A 22,314-nucleotide genomic window follows, 5' to 3' on the forward strand; every position below is an offset into this window, starting at 1 on the left:
CAGAATGCCGATGATCTGTTCGTCCGTAAATCTCGTTCGCTTCATTGTCCGTCCTCAAGTTGGGCCAGACTCTAATCGACGGTGGAGGAAAAATCCCGTAGCAGGTCAAAAGACATTCATGCCTCAATCCCGTTCCAACAGCCTCGCCCGAATAAGTGCACTACGCCGCAGAGTCGTGAAAGCCGCGCCAATGGCGACGATCCACAGCGTTGCTGTCAGCACAATGCCCGAAGTCGCAAGAAATGGTTCGAACACTGCCAAAACTGCAGCGCCTGTCACTATTGCCATGCGCTGTGGCTTGGCCATGGGACCGCTGAAGTCGGGCGGCAGGCCAAGCCCCGCGCCCAGCTCGCGGGTATAGGCGGTCAGCACTGCCATCGCACCGGCAGCCAGTCCTAATGCAAGATGCCCCGTGCCCAGACCGGCCCCGGCAAAGATCAGCAGATCGGACACGCGATCGGGAAATTCGTTCCAAAGCGGTCCGTCAGGCGCGCTTTGGCCTGCTTCGACCGCAACCATGCCGTCAAAAAGGTTACACAGCAGTCGTATTTGGCAAAAAAATGCCCCCAGGATTAAAAGCATTCCGGAGCCGACTATGCTTTCCACGTACCCGCTTGCGGCAAAGGCAAGACCGGCCACAAGCGCTGCCCCCATACTGGCCTGCGATATGGCGTTTGGCGTAACACCCTTGTCTGCAAGCGCACCGGCACAGCGTGTGGCCCATTTCGTGTCACGGCTGCCTAGTGGGCGGCGGTTTTTCAGATCAACCATTGGGTTCTTTCTTGTCAGACTTTGACCACGTGTGGTTTTGGCGCAAAATATTGTAGGCAAGGATATACAGAAGTGACACGCCAAGCGGCACGGCGATTGTCCGCGCAATCTCTGGCGTTCCGCTTAGCCAATGGGCCGATACCAGCAATATGGCGGATCCACAGATCGCAAGCAGCGGCGGTACACAATAGCCCAGTCCACGCGCCATACGTGGACGCATCCAATCCACAGATCGCTTCAGCCCTAGCGTCAATGTTCCCGAAACAAGCCCTTGCACCAGCCCCGCGGCCAGCATGGCGCGAAGGCCGTGGCCTGAATTGGCGAATATAGCCCAACTGCCCATCGCAATGAATCCGGCCGCGACATGTAGCGGGGTTGAGGCCATGAGCCGCGCGATATTCAATGTAGATCCCGATAAAACCGGACAACGTGGAAGAAGATCGGGGCCGAGAAAATTACTGAATCCAGTCGATCGATGAACCCGCCATGTCCGGGAATGAGATGGCCCCAATCTTTGACCCCGCGGTCGCGTTTGATCGCGGACATAACCAGCCCGCCAAAGAAGCCCATAAGTGTGATGATCAACGACAGTGCGAATGCCTGCAAAACAGAGAATGGTGTAACCCAGAACAACGCCGCACCCAACAGGCTGGCGCTCAGAATGCCGCCTAGCAGCCCCTCCAGTGTCTTGGAGGGTGAAAGGTTTGGCGCAATTTTGCGTCGGCCCAGCAGCTTGCCCCAGATATATTGCAAGACATCCGAAGACTGCACGACGACAATCAGGAAGAAGATCAGAAACAGGTTTTTCCCCTCATAGCCGGGGATCGTCAGGCTGAGTAGCGCGGGCACATGCGAGATGCAGAAGACGGCAATCATCAGTGCCCATTGGGCTTCGGAGACCCGGATCAGAAAATTTTCTGATTGTCCGCGTATTGCCGAGAGGATTGGCATCAATAAGAACGCATATACCGGGATGAAGATGGAATAGAACCCGTACCATCCCATGCCAACGGCAAGATATTGAAGCGGCAGCACAACGAATACAGCAGCAGCCAGCGCCCAATAATCTGCCGCCGCAGTGTTGGTCAGTGTCAGAAACTCGCGCAGCGCCGCGAAGGAGCAGATGGCAAAGAGGATCACCACCCCTGCCGTCCCGCCAAGGAAGCTGACGCCTATGACAGCGACCATGACCCACCACGCATTGATCCGTGCAGTGAGGTTCTGGATCGTAAGATTGTCCGCCCCCATCCGCCGTTTCAGAAGCTGCGCCGCGCCCGTAGCTGTCAGCAGAACGGCCAGAATGACGCCGAGGAGCATGGTGAAATGTGATTCCATGTCAGTTCTTTTTGTCAGGTGCTAATGAAATAAGCGCGCTTTCGGCTCGTGCGATAAACTCCGCCTTGGCCTCGCCTGCTACCAACCTGATGGGCGCGCCGAAAGAGACGGTGCAGAGCAGCGGAATAGGCACCAGCGCTCCCTTGGGCATCACGCGGTTGAGGTTCTCGATCCAGACCGGAACTATGTCGATATCCGGGTTCGCCGTAGCAAGGTGAAACATTCCCGATTTGAACGGCAGAAGCCGTGTCGGTCCGGTGTTGCGCGTGCCTTCGGGAAATAGGATCAGGCTGTCGCCGCCTTTCAAGGCATCGCTCATCTGCTCGACGGGATTATCGGTGCGTGTTTTCGGATTTCGATCGATAAGCACAGCGTTGAACACGTCTTTACCGACGAAGGCCTTCAGAGCTGAGGTTAGCCAATAATCTGCGCCTGCAACAGGCCTTGTGCGGCGTCGGAGCGCAGATGGCAGTACTGTCCAGACCAACACGAAATCGCCATGACTGTTGTGATTGGCAAAATAGATGCGTTGTCCCGGCACCGGCGCGGTTCCGCACCACACACCGCGCACAGCAGTAACGGCACGCGCAAAGCCCACGACAAGCGAAGCGGCGATGCGAGCTAATATGATCATGCAATTAGTTCCAAGATAACAGCAATTGTGTAACTGCCTACGAAGCTTGGCACGGCCCTGCAATGCTGCTCACATCTAATTCGACCCTGATATAATGATAATCGCTCAAAAACGCCGTTTTTAAAAATTTTCACAAGTCGTCTTATGCAGCGGTTCCTGTAGAGGGCATGGGTCTGCCGCAGGTTGTAGGAATGCTGCACTTATAGGGCAGAAAATCAAACACACTGGCGTGATGGTCTGTATCCGGTTCGCATACCCCACGTGTCTGGTCAGGGTAACAAGTTCAGGCCGCCAGCCATGCTGGCGGCCTTTTTCAATTTTACCGATCAGCGGTCCTGATTATTTTTGGCGACTTGGGTCTTGGTCGGGAAAGCGGTGATCGTGACAATGTCACCGGCATCCACCGAGGTGCGGCTCAACTTGACCGAGGTCAGCACGCTGTCAGCGCGGACCTGGACCGTCTCGACAGCCACAGCCGAAATAAAACATCTGGACGCTCGTTGCGGCTGTTGGTGGCAGCTCCAGCGATGCCAGCGGTCAGCGACAAAGCGGTCAGGGCGGTGAGGATGATAGTTTTCATGGGTCAGGTCTCCGGTGCATGTTGCAGGGACGATCCGACGCCCCGATGTGTTTTTTGCTTATGAAGACCGATACGCAGCCGTAGACCCCTTTGCTACAGGTCCATGAAAAGGTTTCTGAAAAACGTGGAAATCATTAAAACTGGCGACGAAAAAAATATCAGGTTCAGAGATTACCAATTTAAAATATTTTTTATGACAAGTAACAAAAATCAAATATTATTCGTATTGGCTTTCAACTGTCTTGTGACCGCTCGCGGAAAAACAGAAAGATATAATGAAATGCTGACTACACACACGCTAAGAAACTTGGTTATTGCCGGATTTCTGGGCGAAATTTCATTCGAGATTTACGCATGGTTGGTTTCGCCAATACTGTTCGGCGTTGCTCTTGGCCCGGCAAACTTAGTTATAGCTCTCATTAAAATAGCATCTGGAGTTACTGTACCGTATTGGGCCGGTTTTCTCGTTCACTTTACAATCGGTGTCATCGGGTTTTCTGGATTTGTATGGTTAACGCATATTTTGGCCCGAACGAGTCTTATTCTTTCAGGTGTGATTGCAGGGTTTATTCTTTGGTTTGTGGCTCAAGGCCTGCTAGCCCCAGTCGTCGGACGCACCTTCATGATGGGCTTTGGCCCGTACACGCAATCGTCCTTTATCGGGCATGTCGGGATGGCCACTCTTATAGGTTATGTCATGGTCTCACTGCAGAGACGGCAAGCCCTGAACAAATAACAAGCGTTCGACAGCGTTCCATCTGCCTCAAAACCACTCATAAAATATTTATGCCAAATGGCTTAAAAATATACCATATTTCGTATCTTGGTAGAGTATCGGTATGAAAATCAAGGGAGTTAATCAAATGAAAAAAAGTACTGTTAGACAGGATCGAGGTTTTCCCTTTGCTAATTTTTCTACTCTTGGACTGATGTTCATAGCTGGTTTTTTTGCGACAGTCGCTTTTGATCTTTGGGGGCAAACGATCAGTCCAGCACTAGGGTTTTCGACCCTATCACCACATGGATTGGCCAAAAGTCTGTTAGGTACGTTCGGACTACCCTCTGGGAACTTTGCAGGATATTTTGTTCATTTTTATGTGGTCGGCCTTATCGGATATCCAATTGGTTGGCTGTTTATCTTTAAGCCAATTTGGACAAAGTTGACTGCTGATCGCTTTGGCTGGTTCGTGCCATCTGCGATCTATGGTTTCGGTCTTTGGATATTTGCAATCGGAGGCATCACACTTATTGCAGGACTGCCATTTTTTCTCGGATTTACGGGGATTACCTGGGTCGCTCTAGTGGGTCACGTACTTTACGGTATCGTTCTGGTGGCAGTCATTAATTTGATTAAGAATTAATAATCTGGATTTTCATACATGGCCTTGGGACATCGGAGCCCAAGGCCCTAAATGTTCTTCCACAAACAGACTTTTGAACGGTATTACTTATATCCGGATCTGGCTTTTACAGAAGTTCACAAACATCGTTTCGATGCTTTCTGCGCTCAATTTGATACCCTTTTGGGTGCAGAACGAACGGAAGGCATCCGCAAGCTTACCGTGATCGCAGTTGCAATTTTCACGGGCCAGATTTTCCCATGGATCGGTATATTTGAGGTAGTGTCGCAAAGGCAGGCACAACGCTTCTTGTCCGCCCAGGATCAGATCAACCTGATCTTCCGTCCCCGCCGCTACCGCCTATCCGCAAAATCCTATCGCCACGCCTGGGAAAATGCGCTCTGCTTGTGGGCCGACTATGCCCGAGAAATGGCCTCGTAAAAGAGCCGAACAACCATCCCTACATTCGACCATCAACAACTTGGCATGCTCTGTGGACATATAACAAGGAGCGACCCAACATGGGCATCGGTGGGATGACCCCGGCTATGAAACTGAAAACAGCTGCATGAATTCTGCGGGTGATCCCCATTAAAAATGGGGGGTTACCATCCGCAAAGCCGCCTCGACGACTTGCTGACGTGGAACTTCAAGCCGTCAAGCTGAACCGACAGTGCCCTCCTGAGAACGCTTACTAATAACGGGTTTTATGCAGCAGATCCGATGGGAGCCTCGGGGTCTGCCGCAGGTTGTGGGAATGCCGCCCAAAACAGGGGGAAAAACCGCCCCCGCGCTGTAACCCTCCGCAAAACCCCGAAAACGCCAGCCATCGCGGGCAAAAACCGGCATCTGGCATGTGTAACGCTGCCAGAACGCATTTCCTGCTAGCTTACCATTCCAAACCCGTCTGAAGCTAGGCGCCGAGGGGGGGTGTTTCGTTTGCAGGATATGCGCGATGTATACCAAAATTGCATTCTGGCCTCCGTGCTGTGTTTTGAACCAATGCCATGAACAGGTTTGACATTGCCTGCCACGTGAACATGACAGACCGGAAAAAAGCTCCGCGGCAGACGGTCAGACAGATCCGATGTTCGACTCTGGCAGGACGCGAGTCTCACCGGCGGCGCTGCAGCACCGAGGGCTGCCGGAAATAGCCGCCACATTTGCCCCTCAGAGCGCCTGAGAGGCCCGTGGAGGCGTGAAAGCATGTTGTTGGCAGTACAGGAACATAAATAGCAAACAGGCAGCCCTGTGAGGCTGCTTGTCGAGGTAACGCATAGCTTAAATCTGTGATCAAAGCAGATCAGCGATTTTGATTGTTCTTGGCGACCCGCGTATCGGTCGGGAAAGCGGTGATTGTGACGAGCATATCCGCATCGATGTTGGCGCGGATCAGTTCGACAGCGGTCATCACGCTGTCAGCGCGGACTTGGACCGTCTTGACAGCCACAGCTGGGGTGAAGGCATCGGGGCGCTCATTGCGGCGGCTGGCTTTTCCTTTCCAGATGGTAATACCGTCAACGTAAATGCAGCATTATTATTGATACTACTTTTTGTCATTAAACACATAAGCAAACGCATAAGTAATCATACAAATTACAGGACATACTACAGAGGTAATAATCAAGGTAATAGCACTTAAAAAACGCTTGTCCGAATAAGAATTCCATATATGATCAAATATCATCACACTTATAGTTATAGATACTATTGCCAAAGCTATAAACATAAATTTCTCTACCCAATTACGGGGCACAGGAAATACTGAGCTTTTAATTATATTTATTACTATCATCACTGTTGTACACACAAAAAGTAAGGATATACCGAATGGACTCATTATAAAATAAAATAAAGCCGACGTAAAAGGAACTGATAGCATTGTAGTCGTTACCGCTGCTATCATAATACTAACTTGGACAATAGCTACTTTTGTAGGAATAGCTTGATAATCTATGTACTTATTAGCTCTGGCATAGCTTTTTATGAGCGGGTTAAAGCTTAGAATGAGCAAAATAGCTATAGCCAACAATCCTATACCCGCAGTGACTCCTCCTTCTTGCGTTGCTAAAATATTTTCCTTTACTAATAAGTTATTTCGAAGATTTAAATTTTCGTTATTTCCACCTGATACTTTTGATAGAGTTTGTATAACAGCAATTGCACCTACACGGGTCGCCCAAGAATCTATATCTTGTGCTAGAGGAATAACATCCTGCCAAGTGGGAACATCAACTTTATTTTTTTTATTATCTATATTTTCCATGCGATCACCTTTAAAAAAGTCAACATATATTTTAGCATTTTTATTAAGCTATCGGCAGAAGCACGCCCCTCTAGAAGGGCCTCCTTCATTCCGAAAACATAAATTAAAATCCTGCAAAGGCAGAATGTAAATATTTTATTTTAGAAAAATCCCATTTCTAGGCTCTGGACCTATTAAGTTACTTGCGATCTCTGGAACTCGCTGGTTCACTCGTGGCACCAAGGGGGTACCACGATGACCGATATATTCCTGCTTTCTGAAGCGCAAATGGCGCGGATATCGCCTTTCTTTCCCCTCTCGCACGGAGTGCCGCGTGTTGATGACCGTCGGGTCATCAGCGGCATCATCTTTGTGATCCGGAACGGCCTGCGCTGGCGCGACGTGCCCGCAAGCTATGGACCTCACAAGACAATTTATAACCGCTTTATTCGCTGGAGCGAGATGGGGGTATTTGGCCGCATCCTGGTCGAGCTTGCAAAAGGCGGCGGGGAGACAGATGAGATCATGATTGATGCCACCCACTTGAAGGCACACAGAACAGCAGCCAGCCTGCTTGAAAAGAGGCTCTGCCCAGGTTTATCGGACGCACCAAAGGCGGCCTGAACTCGAAACTGCATGCGGTCTGCGACAGTCAAGGCAGACCCCGCGCCCTGTTTCTGACCGCAGGCCAGGTGAGCGATTATACCGGTGCTGCGGCCTTGTTGTCGTCTCTGCCTCCCGCGAAGGCGCTTCTCACTGACAAGGGTTATGACGCCGACTGGTTCCGCGCCGCTCTTGCCGATCGTCAGATCGAGGCCTGTATCCCCTCAAAATCCAACAGGAAAGTTCAAATTCCCCATAACAAAAGGCTCTACAAAAAGCGCCATAAGATCGAGAACATGTTTGGCAAACTCAAGGATTGGCGGCGTATCCACACTCGCTACGACCGCTGCGCCTACACCTTCGCATCTGCGATCGCAATCGCTGCAATCGTCATATTCTGGATGTAAATTAATAGGTCCAGAGCCTAGAGTATTTAAATTATTAAGGTGTATTCGTAATAAAATTTAACTTACCTAAATTAATACACGCAACGTCATCAATCGCCTTTTCATAGCTTTTTTCGTATGCATATAAAGAGTAGCAATACTTAGCATTACTTATATAAGATTCCTTTTTCGCATTTCGAAAAATATCCGCAAAGAAGCACAAAGAACCAAACGCTATGAGCATGTACATAACAAGAAATACCCACCTGTTTTCAATAAAACCATTAACGACTATAATAGAAATAGATGCGACATATGAAATCAAAAATATGTACTGACCAATGCCTAGGCTTTCTGGCTTTTCCGCTATGAAAGGATTTATCCCTTTCACAAATGATGCTATTACAAAACCGATTAGTGCAGCTGTTATTACGGCGAAATATAGTTTTGATAGTATTATTACCCAAGCCGGAGGCGTATGCCCCAAATCAAAAACTTGAGTAACATCCAATACGTATATTAACACGCCTACTAAAAACGTCAGGCCGATGACAATGCATAAAACAACCATGGAAAAATTCATCACTTTTGCCACTATTGGATCAGATATTTCACTGTAACTTCCACTGGCAATTGTTGTAATAACGGCATACTCAATAGCACCTAGGGCCGATATTAAAACTATTCCTTCAGATCCCTCCATTCGCTGTCTAAATTGAGGAATAATTTTTTCTGACCACGTTGAAGTTTTTTCTTCAAAGTTCATTACCTATTCCTAATTTTCAATAAATTTTGCATTTTCTATCGCTTTGAGGTTGAGCAAAAAATACAGTAAGACCAACCGTTATTTCTGCACAATAATTATACGCAGCTAGCGAGCCGAAGGCCATCTGGATTTTAAGCTTGGGCTACAGCCTGTATTTGAATGCTTTGTATCTTACTCTGTCCGTTCCTAGCCTTTGACACGAAGAGCTAAACCGGCTGACCCAGAAGCCCCTGAACGAGCTGAAGGGGGCCACGGGGGAGCGGAACGAATACTCCGCCTTGCAGACCTCCTGGGCGGCCTGGTGTGCCACCAACCTCGATGCCAAGATCGAACGGGGCTTCAGACGCAAGCTGACGGCCCGTGAGCACCTGCCTCCGGAAACCTATGGGGCAAGTCATGGACAAGGCCCGTGAGGCCGTCCAGAAGCCCTCCAAGAGCCTCCTGAAGGTATTGCAGTCCATGGAGGTGTCTTGGGACGATGCCGACGAGCTGCGCGACTATCTGCTGCTCAAGGGGGGAAAGCCTGCCGGGTGTTTTCCAGATATCACCGTTTCTTTTGCAAGGGATCTATGGTTCGCTTATCTTTGATTGAGACACGGGATAAGGAGCGGCTTTGATGGCTGGACGCAGCAGGATTTTGAGTGTGTCACAATCGCAGGTTTGTGACACATGCTGATCGGCTATGCGCGGGTCTCGACCGCAGACGGGCGGCAGTCGCTGGACCTGCAGCATGACGCCCTGATTGCGGCAGGGGTGGCGCAGGACCAGATCTATTCCGATCAGGCGTCCGGCAAGAAGGATGACCGGCTAGGACTGCACGCCTGCTTCAAGGCGCTGCGCGAGGGTGATGTGCTGACCGTGTGGAAACTCGACCGGCTGGGACGCAGCCTGCATCATCTGGTGAAGACCGTGACCCTACTGACAGAGCGCGGGATCGGGTTGAAGGTCCTGACCGGCCAAGGCGCGGCCATCGACACCACCACAGCGGCTGGACGGCTGTCCTTTGGTATCTTTGCCGCCTTAGCCGAGTTCGAGAGCGAGCTGATCCGTGAGCGTACCATGGCAGGTCTGACCTCGGCACGGGCGCGGGGCCGCAAGGGCGGGCGCAAGTTTGCCCTGAGCAAGGCGCAGGTGCGTCTGGCACAAGCTGCTATGGCCAACCCCGATACCTCGGTGACCAGCCTGAGCAAAGAACTGGGGATCCGGCCTGTCACCCTCTACCGCTATGTCGATCCCACCGGACAGCTGCGGGATTATGGCAAAAGGGTGCTGGAGGGATAACACGGGGGTTGCTGCGTTCCAGAGCCGGGACACGCGTCTGGCAGATTTCCCGCGTTTTCCGCCCACCCGAATGCTATCTTTCCAAGTGTCGGACAGATGCTATTCCGGCGACAATTTCCAAGCTGGCAGGACCTGAAATCCGCGCTTTTTTTTGAGCCCGCCATCATGCCAGCCCTTGGATCATTTCTACGCTCGACACGCCGTGATGTCCTCGCTTTCGGACGGGGTTGCATTCTCTGTCCCAAAGGCCCTACGCCGCCCCGAACACCAAGCGTCGCGGCCTGCCCAAAAAACCCAGTCCAGCCTGAGTATCCAGATTGTTTGAAGGGGGTCTGGAGCGTCCAAATCCGGCCAAAAAATACGCCCAAATTAGTCCCGTCAAAACGGCGCGAAAAGCGCCAGAATTGACAGGTCCGCCGGTATGCATAGCTGCACAACAGGCTGGAAGTGCCGGACGACTATGTATTTTTTACAGGGTAAGTGCCGGACAGCTATGTACAACGGGCTTGGGGTAAGTGCCGGACGGGTATGTATATTCTCAGCTGCCACGATGCAGCGACCCCTCCTGGAAATGGGGCATCCGGTCCAGCATAGCCGTCAGGGCTTGCCGACCGCATCGCAGCCATTCCCGCAAAAACCGCCGATTTGCAGGCCGGATGCGAGGCGGGAAGATAAAGCGCAACCCAGATGTGCCGCCAGAGGCTCTGAGAGCGTCGCTGAGGCGCATAAAGACCATTTCCTCATCAATGCCATGTGAAACGAAAAAACCCCAGCTCAGCGGCGATTTTTGAGGGGCCTTATCTCACCAGCTGCAGCATCGACAAACATGCGCGTTCCAGCGCCCGATTTTGCCTCCGCAAGATCAACAATCAGCGTTGCGATCATCCAAAAGCAGAACGCGCCCCAAGCACTTGATTTGAAGACCGCCAAGCATCCCCCCGAAACCCATGGATCCGTTCAATACATCCCTGCATACTAAGCTAGTAGTAACGGACGGGTATGTATCAAACAGGCCGTTAGTGACGGACAGGTATGTGTTAAACCCGGGGTTAGTGACGGACCGCTATGTATCAACCCGATGGGTAAGTGACGGACGGGTATGTATCGAAAAGTTCATCTTATGCCGTGCAGCAGTGCGCAAAAGCTGCCCCGAAGCCGATATCCGGACCGGAGAAACTGCTGAATTCAGCGGAGCTAAAACGGCGCAGCACGACCGGCATTTTTGGAAAAATAGCCGCAGTCCAGCAAACTCGTTTTTTGATAAGCCCTCTTATGCAGCAGTTTGAATGACGGGTGCGGGCACTGCCGCAGGTTGTGGAAATGCACCGCTCATAGGGCAGAAAATCAAACACACTGGCGTGATGGCCTGCATCCGGTTCGCATACCCCAAGTGTCTGGTCAGGGTAACGAGTTCAGGCCGCCAGTCACGCTGGCGGCCTTTTTCAATTTTACCGATCAGCGATCCTGATTGTTCTTGGCGACCCGCGTATCGGTCGGGAAAGCGGTGATCGTGACAATGTCACCGGCATCCACCGAGGCACGGCTCAGCTCGACCGAGGTCAACACGCTGCCAGCGCGGACCTGGACCGTCTCGACAGCCATAACCGAGGTAAAGGCGTCGGGACGCTCGTTTCGGCTGCTTGTAGCAGCGCCAGCGATACCAGCGGTCAGCGACAGGGCTGTCAGGGCGGTGAGGATAAGGGTTTTCATGGGTCAGTCTCCGGTGCATGTTGAAGGGACGATCCGACGCCGCGATGTGTCTTTGCTTATGAAGACCGATACGCAGCACCAGACCCGTTTGTTACAGGACCGTGACGAAGTTCTTGAAATAAGGAGATGGGAAAAAGCGCTGAGCTAAAACACTTCAAAAAACGAGGGTTTATTCAGTTTTTCATTGGTGCGATATAAGCTAATGCGGCTTATTATTTATTTAAAAGGAATATTTTCTGGAAAATATTTTACTTGCAATATTGCTTATTGGTGTAGCTTTATTCGTGTTTTTTCACAAAAACGGACGGAGTAAAAACACCCCTCCAATTAGAACTACGTCTTATGAAAATCGACAGCCGTTTGAGGCGCAAAGCGCACAAAAAAAATCAATCGGCACTAAGCTAAAAGGTCGCGCCTATGTGGTAGATGGTGATACCGTTGTAATTCAAAAAACTCAAATACGCCTCTTTGGTGTTGATGCTCCCGAAATGGATCACCCACACGGTAAAAATGCTAAATGGGCTTTGATTAATTTATGTAAGGGTAAAACAATACGGGCAGAGGTAACCGAGCAAGACGCATACGGTCGTACAGTCGCCAAATGTTATCTACAGGATGGACGTGATCTATCGGCTGAAATGGTAAAGTTAGGATTAGCCATTGATTGGCCTAAGTTTTCAGGCGGACAATATAGCTCTATGGAAGTGCCCGGAGTGCGCAAAAAACTGTGGCTAGCAGATGCAAGACAAAAAGGCAGAATGCATGTTTGGGATCAATTCAATGCTAAAAAGAATGCTAAAAGCTGAGCTTATTTATAACTCTAATAAGTCGTTTTATGCAGCAGTTTGAATGCAGGGGATCCGGTCTGCCGCAGATTGTGGATATCTGACAGTCATCGGAACAGACCAGCTGTTCCACCGAAATGAAACCTGCCGGAGACTGACACAATGAAAACCCTGATGATCGCCCTGACCATGGCAACCGGCGCTGCAACCGATGCCCGCAACGAGCGCCCCGACACGATCTCGACCGCAGCAGCTGTCGATACCATGCAAGTTCGCGCTGACTTGGTGATGACGGCTGTCGAACTAACCCGCGCCGGCATTGCTGCTGACACCATCGTGACGATCACCTCGTTCCCACCAACACTGCCATCGCCTCCAACAACTAGGATCGCTGATCCCGTCTTTCAGGCGATTTTCTGATACCTATGCGCAAGACCGCTGTATCCGAAAGGGTCCGGCGGTCTTTCTGTATCAGGGTGACAGTTTTTAAGCTGACAGTGCTTTTGTCAGGCCAACGCCTGTCCAGTGTTCCCGGCCCGACCACGGCCCTGCCCCCCTTGCAGCAGGCGACGCTTTACTCAGTCTCTTTTGGCGGTCTGCTCTGGAGAGGAAACATATCCTCGCCATAGAAATGCAGCTGGATGTGATGGCGCCGGCACAGCCATCTGACATTTAGAGGCTCGTCATAACGGTCATGATGGGCGTCCACTCTGGTTGCCCCGCAAACCTCGCAACCTTGCCGTTCCAGTTTGCCGGATCCAATCGCTGCGGCCACAGCCCGATGGGCGTCGTATTTATGCAGATTAGCGCTCCGCCAGAGGGATTGACGGGTCTTTTTTCGGACATGCGACCTCCCTTACCAGGATATCCGGGGTCGAGGGGGCGTTGTTGCGCAATTCATGCCCGAGGCATGAGACCCCCTTTCCCCTTCAGCTTTAGGCCACGCGAACGATCTCGGCGGTGCCGAGGGCTGAGAAGCGGTTCATGAGGGCGAGGCGGATCTGGATCTCGGCTGTTTGGCTGTCGGGATGTCTTGCGGCAATGCGTTCGCCGAATGCTTTGAGGCACCGCATCTTTGCCTCGATCCGGCTCCGGGCGTGGTATCCTGTCCAGCGCTTCCAGAACGCCCGGCCGTAGTGCCGTGTGGCACGCAGGGTTTCGTTTCTGGCAATCGCGGCCGGGCAGTCCTCTTTCCACGGCCGTCCATTCTTTCGAATGGGGATGATCGGCGTGGCCTGACGGTCGATGATGGCGGTATGGCAGCGGCGGGTGTCGTAGGCGCCATCGGCCATCGGCGGTCACGGTGCCGATCTCCTTACCTTCAGGAATCTGGCCCAGCAACTGCGGCAAAATAGGGCTGTCACCGTCGCTGCTGGGGGTAAACTCTACTGCGCGTATGTCTGAGGTGGCCGTGTCCATGGCCAGATGGACCTTACGCCACTGGCGACAGCCCTGAACGCCGTGCTTGCGTGCCTGCCACTCACCATCACCCAGGAACTTGATGCCAGTGCTGTCAACCAGCAGGTTCAAAGGGCCATCGGCGCGCCGGAAGGGGATCTGAACGACCAGTGTCTTTTGCCGTCGGCAAAGGGTCGTGTAATCCGGGACAGCCCAGTCCAGGTCCGCCATCTTCAACAAGCTGGCCACCATCCCAGTCGTTTGCCTGAGCGGCAGCTTGAACAGAACCCTGATCGTCAGGCAGAACTGGATCGCGGAATCCGAGAACACGGCAGGGCGACCAGGGCTGCCGTCAGGGCACGCGAGCCAGATCATCTCCTTGTCCAGCCAGATCAGCGGTGATCCACGCTTGCGCAGCGAAGCCGTGTAGATGGGCCAGTTCGTAGTGCGGTAGCGGGCGGATGTCGGTTTGCTCATGCGGCTTGTCTAACCGTATGTATTCACGTTGTGAATCCTCGATGTCTAGAGTTGTGCAACAACGCCCACTACCGCTCGAAATGGTTGATCGTGCGCTTACAACTTGCTCCATTTCAACGATCGTTTACGAACATGGTCGCGTGCAGTAACTTGCCTCAGAAATTAACGATCATTGATTCTGATGGGGCGATTATCATGACCACTATCCGGAATGCCGCCGACCTCGGTCGTGCAATTCGCGCCCGACGTCTGGAGCTCGGCCTGCAGCAGACTGAGCTTGCCATGCAGAGCGGTGTTTCGACCCCGACTGTCAGCGCCATCGAGAACGGTAAAGAGACGGCGCGGGTCGGTCTGGTGCTGCAGCTCTGCCGTGATCTCGGCATCCAACTGTCCGTAGGAACATAGGCATGGCGATGCTTGAGCTGGATGTGTTCATCGAGGGCCTTCCAGAGGCCGTAGGACGGCTCACAAGGCAGGGAAGCGGCGCGATGACCTTCCGATACCTGACAGACACACTACCCCACTCTATGAGCCTCTCTTTGCCTCTGCGCGAGGAGCCGTTCGGGGATATTCTGACCCGCGGTTTCTTCTCGAACCTCCTGTTCGAGAATGCACAGCGCGAACAGATCATGCAGAGGCACGGCCTGGACTTCGATGACGTCGTTGGACTGCTTGAACATCTGGGCAATGACTGCCCGGGATCCATCTCTTGCGTGCCTGTCGGGACAGGACCGGCCAAGACACCCGGAAACCTGCTGACCGACTATGACCCGATCGACCAGAATGAACTGGTGCGGATCATGACCTCTCTGCGTGACCGCAGGCGGGTGCCTGACGACACTCGTGATCCCTCCCCGCTGGCAGGTGTTCAGGGCAAGGTCGCATTGACCGGACTTCCGGACGGAAGCTTCGCTCTACCACGGCAGGGACTAAACGTTCCGACGACGCATATCCTCAAGGTGCCGAGCCGCTTCGAGATGACCAGCGTTCATCAAGAGCATCTGCTTATGCAGCTGATGTCTGGCGCGCAGGCACATCCGGTCGCAGCGACAGAGGTGCTTGGCGATGACGATCTCTGCGGACTTCTGATCACGCGCTTTGACCGGACCGTCGAGGGCACCGAAATACGCCGGCTGCATCAGGAGGACTTTGCACAGGCGCTCGGGCTTGGACCGCAGCTGAAATACCAGCGCAACGGTATCGAAACCCGCTGCTTTGACGCCCGCGCGATCGGACAGGTTCTGGCGCAGACGGCTCAGCCCGGACGTGCACGACTGGCTTTCCTCGAGATTACCTTGGTCAACCTGCTGCTTGGCAACACGGACAACCACGCCAAGAACCATGCGTTGCTGCACATCGGCTCACGACCCGAACTCGCTCCGGTCTATGATGTTGCGCCCATCCTGCTTGATGATCAGGTGGTGCATCAAATGTCGTTCAACATCGGGCAGGCGCGAATGACCGACGAGATTACAGCTGAGGACCTTGCCACATTCATCACTGCGATCGGCTTTCCTCGAGCAACCCCTGCCCTACTAAAACGCCTCCGCGAAATCGTCGCTACCATCGTTGCAAGGGTTCACGACATGAGTGGCCCTCAGCGCAAGCGCATTGGCGATGCCATCGCAGAACAGGCCGGTTCACTCGCAGACGCGCTCGGGATGCAGATCGACATCCCGGAACGGGACGCGATGGTTTTAAATAGACCATGAACGTAAAAGTTATTAGTGCGCTGAACCCCCTAAACGACGGGCGTTACATTGTGGCTTCATCGGCAATCCGAGCGACATTTAGAACCCATCATCCCGAGTGCAGTTTTATCAACTCCTGATCCGGCAGCGGCCTCTGCAGCACCTTCGCCTCATCCCACTCTGCGTTGAGCCAGAGGTCGATCTCCTCCGACGTTGTCAGGATCACCGGCATCGCTTTGGGGTGCACGGCTTTCACGACCGCATTCGGCTCGGTTGTCAAAAACCCAAACAGCTTATGATCCCCTACACGTGGGCTGCGGTTGGAGCCGCGCACCCCCTGCCAGTCCGTCCAAATTCCCGCGAAGACAAACAACGGCTGTTCGTCATTCAACGCGAACCAGCAGAGCGGCTTTTTTTTGGTCACCGGATTGGGCTTCTGGCCATATTCCGAGAATGAGGTCGCGGGGATCACACAGCGGTTTTCGGGCCCCAACCACCGGCGCCAATGCGGACTGGCGGTGTTGCGGATGTTGGTGATGCCGGTGTCCGGCGCATCAGGTGTCTTCAGGAACTGCGGCGGTGTCGGCATCCCCCATGTCATCGAGGTCAGAACCCTCCCCTGACCGGTCTGATGCACCACGGGCGCGGGACGGTCGGGATAGACGTTCAGGTCCGGCTCGAGATTGCCCAGATCGTCATGGGCCACCTGCACGAAGTCGCGGATGGCCTGCTGGTTGGTGGTCAGGTTGTAAAGATTGCACATCGACGCCTCCTGTATACCCGTTCCCCATCCTAACCCCGGAGCCGCATTTTAAGGTCCGGATAATCGCATTTACCGCGACTGCGGTTGACAGAACGTCGCAGTAAGAACAAAACAGGAACTTATACCCGCAACCCTCACCGGCAAAGCACCCTGCCCTGTCATGTCCGATCCAACGCCCACCATCGCAGCACTTCGCGCCCGCATTGCCCATCTGGAGGGGATGGAGACGCATGTCCGCAAGGTCCTGCCTTTCGATGTCCCCGATCTGGACCAGCGACTGCCACAGAACGGTCTGGCGATCGGCTGCCTGCACGAGGTCGCGGGCGGCGGCAATGGCGCGGTGGACGGGGCTGCGGCGGCCTGTTTTGCCGCGGGCATCGCGGCGCGGCTGACGGGGCCGGTGCTCTGGTGTGTCACGCAGGCCGATCTCTTTGCGCCGGGGTTGGAGCAGGCGGGATTGTCCCCCGAACGGGTGATCTATGTCGAGGCGGGCGATGACATGGCCGTGCTGGCCTGTATGGAGGAAGGCTTGCGACATGGTGGCTTGGGCGCGGTGGTGGCCGATGTGGCGAATCTGTCGATGACCGCCTCGCGCCGGTTGCATCTGGCGGCCAAGGCCTCGGGGACCACCGGCATCGCTTTGCGCCGCTGGCGGCGGCAGATGGATGCCGGCGATTTCGGCCAGCCCACGGCGGCTATGACCCGCTGGCGGGTGTCTGTGCTGCCTTCAAGCCCGCTGCCTGTAGCTGGCATCGGGCGGCCGCGCTGGCTGATCGAGTTGATCCGCGCCCGCGCCGGTGAATCCTTTGATATCGAGCTGGAGGGATGTGATGGCGCGGGTCATCTCGGTCTGCCTGCCGAACTGGCCGATCGACCGGCTGCGTCGGCAGGCGGGCGATATCACAGCTTCGGCTGAGGGGGCATTGGTGCTGGCCGGACGGGTGGGTAACCGCCGTGTGGTCACCGCTGCCTGCGATGTGGCACAGGCAGCCGGCCTGCGGGTCGGCATGGCCATTTCCAAGGCGCAGGCCTTGGTGCCGGATCTGGATGTCCGCCCCGCCGATCCTCAGGGCGATACCGACAGCCTTGAGCGGCTGGCGCTTTGGGTGATGCAACGCTTCAGCCCGATTGTCGCCGCGGATCCCCCCGACGGGGTGGTGATCGAATCGACCGGCGCCGACCATCTGCATGGCGGTGAGGCTGCGATGCTGGACGCCCTGCTGGGGCGGCTGACCCTGTCGGGCATCACCGCCCGCATCGCCATTGCCGATACATGGGGGGCAGCACACGCGCTGGCCCGCCATCTGGCCGATCCTGTCTATCTTGGTGAACCGCATGAGACCCGGATTTCCGCTCTGCCCCTCTCAGCGCTGCGCCTATCGCCTGTCATCACTGCAGGACTGTCCGATCTGGGATTTGAGACCATCAATGATCTGCTGACCACACCCCGTGCGCCCCTGACCCTGCGTTTCGGCCCCGAGCTGTGTCGACGCTTGGATCAGGCCATGGGCGACTGCGCCGAACCCGTCACACCCCTGCGCCCCGCAGGTCTGATCGAGACCCGCCGCAGCTTTGCCGAACCTATCGCCGCCGCCGAGACCATTGCCCGCTTCATCAGCCAGCTGGTAACCGATCTCTGCCTTGCGCTGGAACAGCAGGGGCTGGGGGCACGGCGTCTGGATCTGCTGTGCTGGCGTGTCGATAGCGACATCCAGACCCTGCGCGTCGGGCTGGCGGCCCCGCAACGCGACCCCAAGCGCCTGACGCGGTTGCTGTGCGACAAGATACAGACCCTCGATCCGGGCTTCGGGATCGAGATCATGACCCTGACCGCGACCATTGCCGAACCGCTGGTCAGCCGCCAGACCTCCAGCCTGCTGGAACCGGCAGCGTCTGATCTGTCGGGTTTGGTCGATGCGCTGGCCAACCGTGTCGGGGCCCGCGCTGTCTATCGCCTGACGCCGGTGGCCAGCGATGTGCCGGAACGGTCCGTGGCGCGGATTGCGGCGCTGGCACCCGATCAGGGTGCTAACTGGCCGAACCACTGGCCCCGCCCGTCGCGCCTGCTGCCCCGTCCCGAACAGATCGAGACGATGGCGCTGTTGCCCGACCATCCGCCGAACTGGATCTCATGGCGAGGTGTGCGCCATAAGGTGTGCCGCGCGGACGGACCGGAACGGATCTTTGGCGAATGGTGGAAGCGTGACGCCGAACTGGCCGCCGTGCGCGATTATTTCCGCATCGAGGACGAGGCAGGCGAACGCTTCTGGATCTTCCGTGCCGGTGATGGCGAGGATACCGCCACAGGATCGCACCGATGGTTTATCCACGGTATCTTCGGATGAGCTATGCCGAGCTACAGGTCACCTCGCCATTCTCGTTCCTGCGCGGCGCGTCTTCGGCGCAAGAGCTGTTTGCCACCGCCGCCCTGATGGGCATCAAGGCCATGGCCGTCACCGACCGCAACAGCCTTGCCGGGATCGTCCGCGCCCATGAGGCCGCCAAAGACACCGGCGTCCGGCTGGTCATCGGCTGCCGGCTGGACCTGCGCTGCGGGATGTCGGTGCTGGTCTATCCGACCGACCGCGCCGCCTATAGCCGCCTGTGTCGTCTGCTGTCGGTCGGCAAGGCACGCGCCGGCAAAGGCGACTGTCATCTGGAGTGGGACGATCTGCAGCGATACAGCGACGGCCTGCTGGCCGTGCTGATCCCCGACACTGCGGATGATCTGTGCGGATTGCGCCTGCGACGTCTGCGCGACAGCTTTGGCGACCGTGCGTCTCTGGCGCTGACCCTGCGCCGCCGCCCCAATGACCAGCTGCGCCTGCATGATCTGTCGAACCTTGCCGCGCAGCTGGGTATCGCCACCGTCATCACCAATGATGTGCTGTTCCATGAACCGTCGCGCCGCATCCTGCAGGACGTGCTGACCGCCATCCGCCACAGCACCACGGTCGACGCCTTGGGCTTTCGCCGCGAACGCCATGCCGACCGATACCTGAAGCTCCCGTCCGAGATGCATCGCCTGTTCGCCCGCCATCCGCAGGCATTGGCCCGCAGCCTGCAGATCGCGAGCCGCTGCCGCTTCTCGCTGGACGAGCTGCGCTATCAATACCCCGAGGAACGCGACAATCCCGTAATGACCCCGCAACAGACGCTGGCCGGTCTGACATGGCAGGGTGCCGCCACCCGTTATCCCGAAGGCATCCCGTCCAAGGTCGCTGCCAGCTTGACCCACGAGCTGCGCCTGATCGCCAAACTGGATTACGCGCCCTATTTCCTGACCGTGAACAGCATCGTCCGCTTTGCGCGATCCCGCGGCATCCTGTGTCAGGGGCGCGGGTCGGCGGCCAATTCGGCGGTCTGTTATGTGCTGGGCATCACCTCGATCGATCCGGACCGCAACGACCTGCTGTTCGAACGCTTCATTAGCGAGGAACGCCACGAGCCCCCCGATATCGATGTCGACTTCGAACATGAACGCCGCGAGGAGGTGATCCAATGGGTCTATCAGACCTATGGTCGCAGCCATGCCGCCCTCTGTGCCACGGTGATCCGTTACCGTTCCAAAGGTGCGCTGCGCGATGTCGGCAAGGCCTTGGGTCTGCCCGAAGATCTGATCGGTGCCATCACCAAGCAGATCTGGTCATGGTCCGAGGATGGCATCACCGATGACCAGCTGCGCGAATTGAACCTGAACCCCGCCGACCGCCGCCTGCGCCTGACGCTGGATCTGGCGTCACAGCTGCGCGGCACTCCCCGCCACCTGTCCCAGCATCCGGGCGGCTTCGTGCTGACCCATGACCGGCTGGACGATCTGGTCCCGATCGAACCCGCCGCCATGGCCGATCGCCAGATCATCGAATGGGACAAGGATGACATCGACGCGCTGCGCTTTATGAAGGTCGATGTGCTGGCATTGGGCATGCTGACCTGCATGCGTCGCGGGCTGGACCTGATCGCGGCCCATAAGGGCATCCGCTATGATCTGGCCACCATCCCCGCCGAGGACCCGCGCACCTATGCGATGATCCGCAAGGCCGACACGCTTGGCACCTTCCAGATCGAAAGCCGCGCCCAGATGTCGATGCTGCCGCGTCTGAAGCCGCGCACCTATTACGATCTGGTGGTGCAGGTCGCCATTGTCCGCCCCGGCCCAATCCAGGGCGATATGGTCCACCCCTATCTGCGCCGCCGCGCCGGACTGGAGCCTGTCGATTACCCGACACCGGAACTGGAGAAGGTTCTGGGCAAGACCCTCGGCGTGCCGCTGTTTCAGGAACAGGCCATGCGCGTTGCCATTGAATGCGCTGGCTTCACCCCGGGCGAGGCTGATCTGCTGCGCAAATCCATGGCGACCTTCAAGATGACCGGCGGCGTCAGTGCCTTCCGTGATAAGCTGGTCGAGGGCATGGTCACCCGCGGCTATCCCCGCGATTACGCCGAACGCACCTTCCGCCAGCTGGAGGGCTTTGGCAGCTACGGCTTTCCCGAAAGCCACGCCGCCAGCTTTGCGCTGATCGCCTATGCCTCGGCATGGTTGAAATGCTGGCACCCCGATGCCTTCTGCGCGGCGTTGCTGAACAGCCAGCCGATGGGCTTTTACGCCCCCGCCCAGATCGTCCGCGACGCCCGCGACCACGGCGTTCAGATCCGCCCGATCTGCATCGCCACCTCGGATTGGGACTGCACGCTGGAACCTGCGGGCAACGGGTTTGCTGTCCGGCTTGGTTTGCGCATGGTCAAAGGTCTTTCACAGACCCATGCAGAGGCCATTCTGGCCGTCCGCGCCGATCAGCCCTTCACCAGCCTTGCCGATCTCTGCCGTCGCACCAGCGCGCCCATCGCCGCTCTGACCCGCATCGCCGAGGCTGACGGTTTCCTGCCGTCCTTCGGGCTTGCCCGTCGCGATGCCATCTGGGCCCTTAGGGGTCTGCGCAATGACGACCTCCCCTTGTTTGCTGCAACGCTGCCTGAAGAACCCACCGTCCCCCTGCGCCCGATGACCGCCGGTCGCGAGGTGGTCGAGGATTACGGCCATACCGGCCTGAGTCTGCGCCAGCATCCCCTCTCCTTTCTGCGCGCCAGCCTGACACAGCGCCGCATCCAGACCTGCGCCAACACGATGTCAGCACCCAACCGGCACTGGTGCGAGGTTGCAGGACTGGTGCTCCTCCGCCAGCGCCCCGGCTCTGCCAAGGGCACCATGTTCATCACCCTCGAGGACGAGACAGGCATCGCCAATCTCGTCGTCTGGCCGAAGGTCTTTGAGGCCTATCGTCGGGTCATTCTTTCGTCGGGCATGATCGCTGTGGCCGGACGCGTCCAGCGTCAGGGAGAGGTCGTGCATCTGGTCGTATATCGCATCACCGATCTATCGACAGAGTTGGCAGATGTCGGAAATAGAAGGAACTTTGTCTCAGCTTGATTCATTTGATGTCTCTACGAGGTATTGCCAAGTTGTTGACTGGGTTTGGTAGAGGTATGTCTGCCTGATGAACATTCCAATCGATTTGCCGCCCCTGAAGGGCTTTCGCTACCCACGTGAA

At 55.7% G+C, this 22,314-nt stretch carries 21 protein-coding genes and 2 pseudogenes; 13 read left to right on the forward strand and 10 right to left on the reverse strand.

Going from position 1 to position 22,314, the window contains the following annotated elements:
• Window positions 1-123: 123 nt before the first annotated feature.
• The 5 genes from DWB67_RS18490 to DWB67_RS18110 form a co-directional block, all read right to left on the reverse strand.
• Window positions 124-519, reverse strand: coding sequence for a hypothetical protein (locus DWB67_RS18490; protein WP_255418731.1), 396 nt, complete (start codon window positions 517-519; stop codon window positions 124-126).
• Between the two features lie 244 nt (window positions 520-763).
• A complete protein-coding gene (locus DWB67_RS16345; RefSeq protein WP_220475167.1) occupies window positions 764-1,174 on the reverse strand; it encodes a hypothetical protein in 411 nt (136 codons plus the stop codon).
• Window positions 1,171-2,106, reverse strand: coding sequence for a phosphatidate cytidylyltransferase (locus DWB67_RS16350; protein ID WP_119808639.1), 936 nt, complete (start codon window positions 2,104-2,106; stop codon window positions 1,171-1,173). Before DWB67_RS16350 ends, DWB67_RS16345 begins: the two co-directional genes overlap by 4 nt.
• A 1-nt stretch (window position 2,107) precedes the next feature.
• Entirely contained in the window at window positions 2,108-2,734 is a 627-nt protein-coding gene (locus DWB67_RS16355) for a 1-acyl-sn-glycerol-3-phosphate acyltransferase (protein WP_255418736.1), read from the reverse strand.
• 332 nt (window positions 2,735-3,066) lie between these two features.
• Window positions 3,067-3,213, reverse strand: coding sequence for a hypothetical protein (locus DWB67_RS18110; protein ID WP_182911640.1), 147 nt, complete (start codon window positions 3,211-3,213; stop codon window positions 3,067-3,069).
• Window positions 3,214-3,444: 231 nt separating this feature from the next.
• Here DWB67_RS18110 and DWB67_RS16360 point away from each other — a divergent pair, with 231 nt between their 5' ends.
• The 3 genes and pseudogenes from DWB67_RS16360 to DWB67_RS18705 form a co-directional block, all read left to right on the forward strand.
• Entirely contained in the window at window positions 3,445-4,056 is a 612-nt protein-coding gene (locus tag DWB67_RS16360; RefSeq protein ID WP_255418732.1) for a DUF1440 domain-containing protein, read from the forward strand.
• A gap of 127 nt (window positions 4,057-4,183) precedes the next feature.
• The gene (locus DWB67_RS16365; protein ID WP_119808641.1) at window positions 4,184-4,681 is read left to right on the forward strand and encodes a hypothetical protein; all 498 of its coding nucleotides are present in this window, start codon (window positions 4,184-4,186) and stop codon (window positions 4,679-4,681) included.
• A 264-nt stretch (window positions 4,682-4,945) separates the two neighbouring features.
• Window positions 4,946-5,101, forward strand: a pseudogene (locus DWB67_RS18705) (IS6 family transposase); the annotation flags it as partial.
• A gap of 1,105 nt (window positions 5,102-6,206) precedes the next feature.
• On the opposite strand, the gene DWB67_RS17915 reads toward DWB67_RS18705, so the two are convergent.
• Window positions 6,207-6,926, reverse strand: coding sequence for a hypothetical protein (locus DWB67_RS17915; protein WP_147385958.1), 720 nt, complete (start codon window positions 6,924-6,926; stop codon window positions 6,207-6,209).
• Between the two features lie 234 nt (window positions 6,927-7,160).
• Between DWB67_RS17915 and DWB67_RS16375 the strand changes: the two genes are divergently transcribed.
• Window positions 7,161-7,915 (forward strand): IS5 family transposase gene (locus DWB67_RS16375; RefSeq protein WP_255418733.1). Its coding sequence is split into 2 segments (ribosomal slippage): window positions 7,161-7,494 and window positions 7,494-7,915, totalling 756 coding nucleotides; the frame shifts between segments, so codons are not numbered across the junction.
• A 34-nt stretch (window positions 7,916-7,949) separates the two neighbouring features.
• Here the strand turns inward: DWB67_RS16375 and DWB67_RS16380 are convergent.
• Window positions 7,950-8,660 (reverse strand): hypothetical protein, encoded by a 711-nt coding sequence (locus DWB67_RS16380; protein ID WP_147385959.1) that lies wholly within the window; start codon window positions 8,658-8,660, stop codon window positions 7,950-7,952.
• A gap of 396 nt (window positions 8,661-9,056) precedes the next feature.
• On the opposite strand from DWB67_RS16380, the gene DWB67_RS16385 reads away from it, so the two are divergent.
• Window positions 9,057-9,248, forward strand: a complete 192-nt coding sequence (locus tag DWB67_RS16385) for a hypothetical protein (RefSeq protein WP_147385960.1) — start codon at window positions 9,057-9,059, stop codon at window positions 9,246-9,248.
• An 81-nt stretch (window positions 9,249-9,329) separates the two neighbouring features.
• Complete coding sequence (locus tag DWB67_RS16390) at window positions 9,330-9,941, forward strand: recombinase family protein (RefSeq protein ID WP_119808645.1); 612 nt, start codon at window positions 9,330-9,332, stop codon at window positions 9,939-9,941.
• A gap of 1,455 nt (window positions 9,942-11,396) precedes the next feature.
• Here the strand turns inward: DWB67_RS16390 and DWB67_RS16395 are convergent.
• Window positions 11,397-11,651 carry a hypothetical protein gene (locus DWB67_RS16395; protein WP_119808646.1) on the reverse strand — a complete coding sequence of 85 codons (255 nt, stop codon included), beginning with the start codon at window positions 11,649-11,651 and terminating at the stop codon, window positions 11,397-11,399.
• A 284-nt stretch (window positions 11,652-11,935) separates the two neighbouring features.
• Between DWB67_RS16395 and DWB67_RS16400 the strand changes: the two genes are divergently transcribed.
• Window positions 11,936-12,457, forward strand: a complete 522-nt coding sequence (locus DWB67_RS16400; RefSeq protein WP_255418734.1) for a thermonuclease family protein — start codon at window positions 11,936-11,938, stop codon at window positions 12,455-12,457.
• Window positions 12,458-12,598: 141 nt separating this feature from the next.
• A complete protein-coding gene (locus tag DWB67_RS16405) occupies window positions 12,599-12,856 on the forward strand; it encodes a hypothetical protein (protein ID WP_119808648.1) in 258 nt (85 codons plus the stop codon).
• Window positions 12,857-13,371: 515 nt separating this feature from the next.
• Here DWB67_RS16405 and DWB67_RS16415 read toward each other — a convergent pair.
• A pseudogene (locus DWB67_RS16415) lies at window positions 13,372-14,311 on the reverse strand (IS5 family transposase).
• Window positions 14,312-14,506: 195 nt separating this feature from the next.
• Here DWB67_RS16415 and DWB67_RS16420 point away from each other — a divergent pair.
• Window positions 14,507-14,716: a helix-turn-helix domain-containing protein gene (locus DWB67_RS16420; protein WP_182911641.1), complete on the forward strand. Its 210-nt coding sequence runs from the start codon at window positions 14,507-14,509 to the stop codon at window positions 14,714-14,716.
• Between the two features lie 2 nt (window positions 14,717-14,718).
• Window positions 14,719-16,023 carry a HipA domain-containing protein gene (locus DWB67_RS16425; RefSeq protein WP_119808651.1) on the forward strand — a complete coding sequence of 435 codons (1,305 nt, stop codon included), beginning with the start codon at window positions 14,719-14,721 and terminating at the stop codon, window positions 16,021-16,023.
• An 88-nt stretch (window positions 16,024-16,111) separates the two neighbouring features.
• On the opposite strand, the gene DWB67_RS16430 is transcribed toward DWB67_RS16425, so the two are convergent.
• Entirely contained in the window at window positions 16,112-16,765 is a 654-nt protein-coding gene (locus DWB67_RS16430; protein WP_119808652.1) for an SOS response-associated peptidase, read from the reverse strand.
• 160 nt (window positions 16,766-16,925) lie between these two features.
• Here DWB67_RS16430 and DWB67_RS16435 point away from each other — a divergent pair, with 160 nt between their 5' ends.
• The 3 genes from DWB67_RS16435 to DWB67_RS16445 are packed head-to-tail and all read left to right on the forward strand — an operon-like array spanning window position 16,926 to window position 22,193.
• Window positions 16,926-17,681 (forward strand): ImuA family protein, encoded by a 756-nt coding sequence (locus DWB67_RS16435; RefSeq protein ID WP_119808653.1) that lies wholly within the window; start codon window positions 16,926-16,928, stop codon window positions 17,679-17,681.
• Window positions 17,596-19,110 carry a DNA polymerase Y family protein gene (locus DWB67_RS16440; protein ID WP_119808654.1) on the forward strand — a complete coding sequence of 505 codons (1,515 nt, stop codon included), beginning with the start codon at window positions 17,596-17,598 and terminating at the stop codon, window positions 19,108-19,110. Before DWB67_RS16435 ends, DWB67_RS16440 begins: the two co-directional genes overlap by 86 nt.
• Window positions 19,083-22,193: an error-prone DNA polymerase gene (locus DWB67_RS16445; RefSeq protein ID WP_255418735.1), complete on the forward strand. Its 3,111-nt coding sequence runs from the start codon at window positions 19,083-19,085 to the stop codon at window positions 22,191-22,193. Before DWB67_RS16440 ends, DWB67_RS16445 begins: the two co-directional genes overlap by 28 nt.
• Window positions 22,194-22,314: the final 121 nt, after the last annotated feature.

The organism is Paracoccus sp. JM45, assembly GCF_003590715.1.
In the GTDB taxonomy this organism is placed as follows: Bacteria; Pseudomonadota; Alphaproteobacteria; order Rhodobacterales; family Rhodobacteraceae; genus Paracoccus.

Excerpts from the sequence above, each read along its gene's own strand:
- DWB67_RS16365 (WP_119808641.1), top strand. The coding sequence starts at position 4,184 with ATGAAAAAAAGTACTGTTAGACAGGATCGAGGTTTTCCCTTTGCTAAT.
- DWB67_RS16440 (WP_119808654.1), top strand. The coding sequence starts at position 17,596 with ATGGCGCGGGTCATCTCGGTCTGCCTGCCGAACTGGCCGATCGACCGG.
- DWB67_RS16420 (WP_182911641.1), top strand. The coding sequence starts at position 14,507 with ATGACCACTATCCGGAATGCCGCCGACCTCGGTCGTGCAATTCGCGCC.
- DWB67_RS16395 (WP_119808646.1), bottom strand. The coding sequence starts at position 11,651 with ATGAAAACCCTTATCCTCACCGCCCTGACAGCCCTGTCGCTGACCGCT.
- DWB67_RS16445 (WP_255418735.1), top strand. The coding sequence starts at position 19,083 with ATGGTTTATCCACGGTATCTTCGGATGAGCTATGCCGAGCTACAGGTC.
- DWB67_RS16380 (WP_147385959.1), bottom strand. The coding sequence starts at position 8,660 with ATGAACTTTGAAGAAAAAACTTCAACGTGGTCAGAAAAAATTATTCCT.
- DWB67_RS16405 (WP_119808648.1), top strand. The coding sequence starts at position 12,599 with ATGAAAACCCTGATGATCGCCCTGACCATGGCAACCGGCGCTGCAACC.
- DWB67_RS16425 (WP_119808651.1), top strand. The coding sequence starts at position 14,719 with ATGGCGATGCTTGAGCTGGATGTGTTCATCGAGGGCCTTCCAGAGGCC.
- DWB67_RS16350 (WP_119808639.1), bottom strand. The coding sequence starts at position 2,106 with ATGGAATCACATTTCACCATGCTCCTCGGCGTCATTCTGGCCGTTCTG.
- DWB67_RS16385 (WP_147385960.1), top strand. The coding sequence starts at position 9,057 with ATGGACAAGGCCCGTGAGGCCGTCCAGAAGCCCTCCAAGAGCCTCCTG.
- DWB67_RS16430 (WP_119808652.1), bottom strand. The coding sequence starts at position 16,765 with ATGTGCAATCTTTACAACCTGACCACCAACCAGCAGGCCATCCGCGAC.
- DWB67_RS16390 (WP_119808645.1), top strand. The coding sequence starts at position 9,330 with ATGCTGATCGGCTATGCGCGGGTCTCGACCGCAGACGGGCGGCAGTCG.
- DWB67_RS18490 (WP_255418731.1), bottom strand. The coding sequence starts at position 519 with ATGGTTGCGGTCGAAGCAGGCCAAAGCGCGCCTGACGGACCGCTTTGG.
- DWB67_RS16435 (WP_119808653.1), top strand. The coding sequence starts at position 16,926 with ATGTCCGATCCAACGCCCACCATCGCAGCACTTCGCGCCCGCATTGCC.
- DWB67_RS17915 (WP_147385958.1), bottom strand. The coding sequence starts at position 6,926 with ATGGAAAATATAGATAATAAAAAAAATAAAGTTGATGTTCCCACTTGG.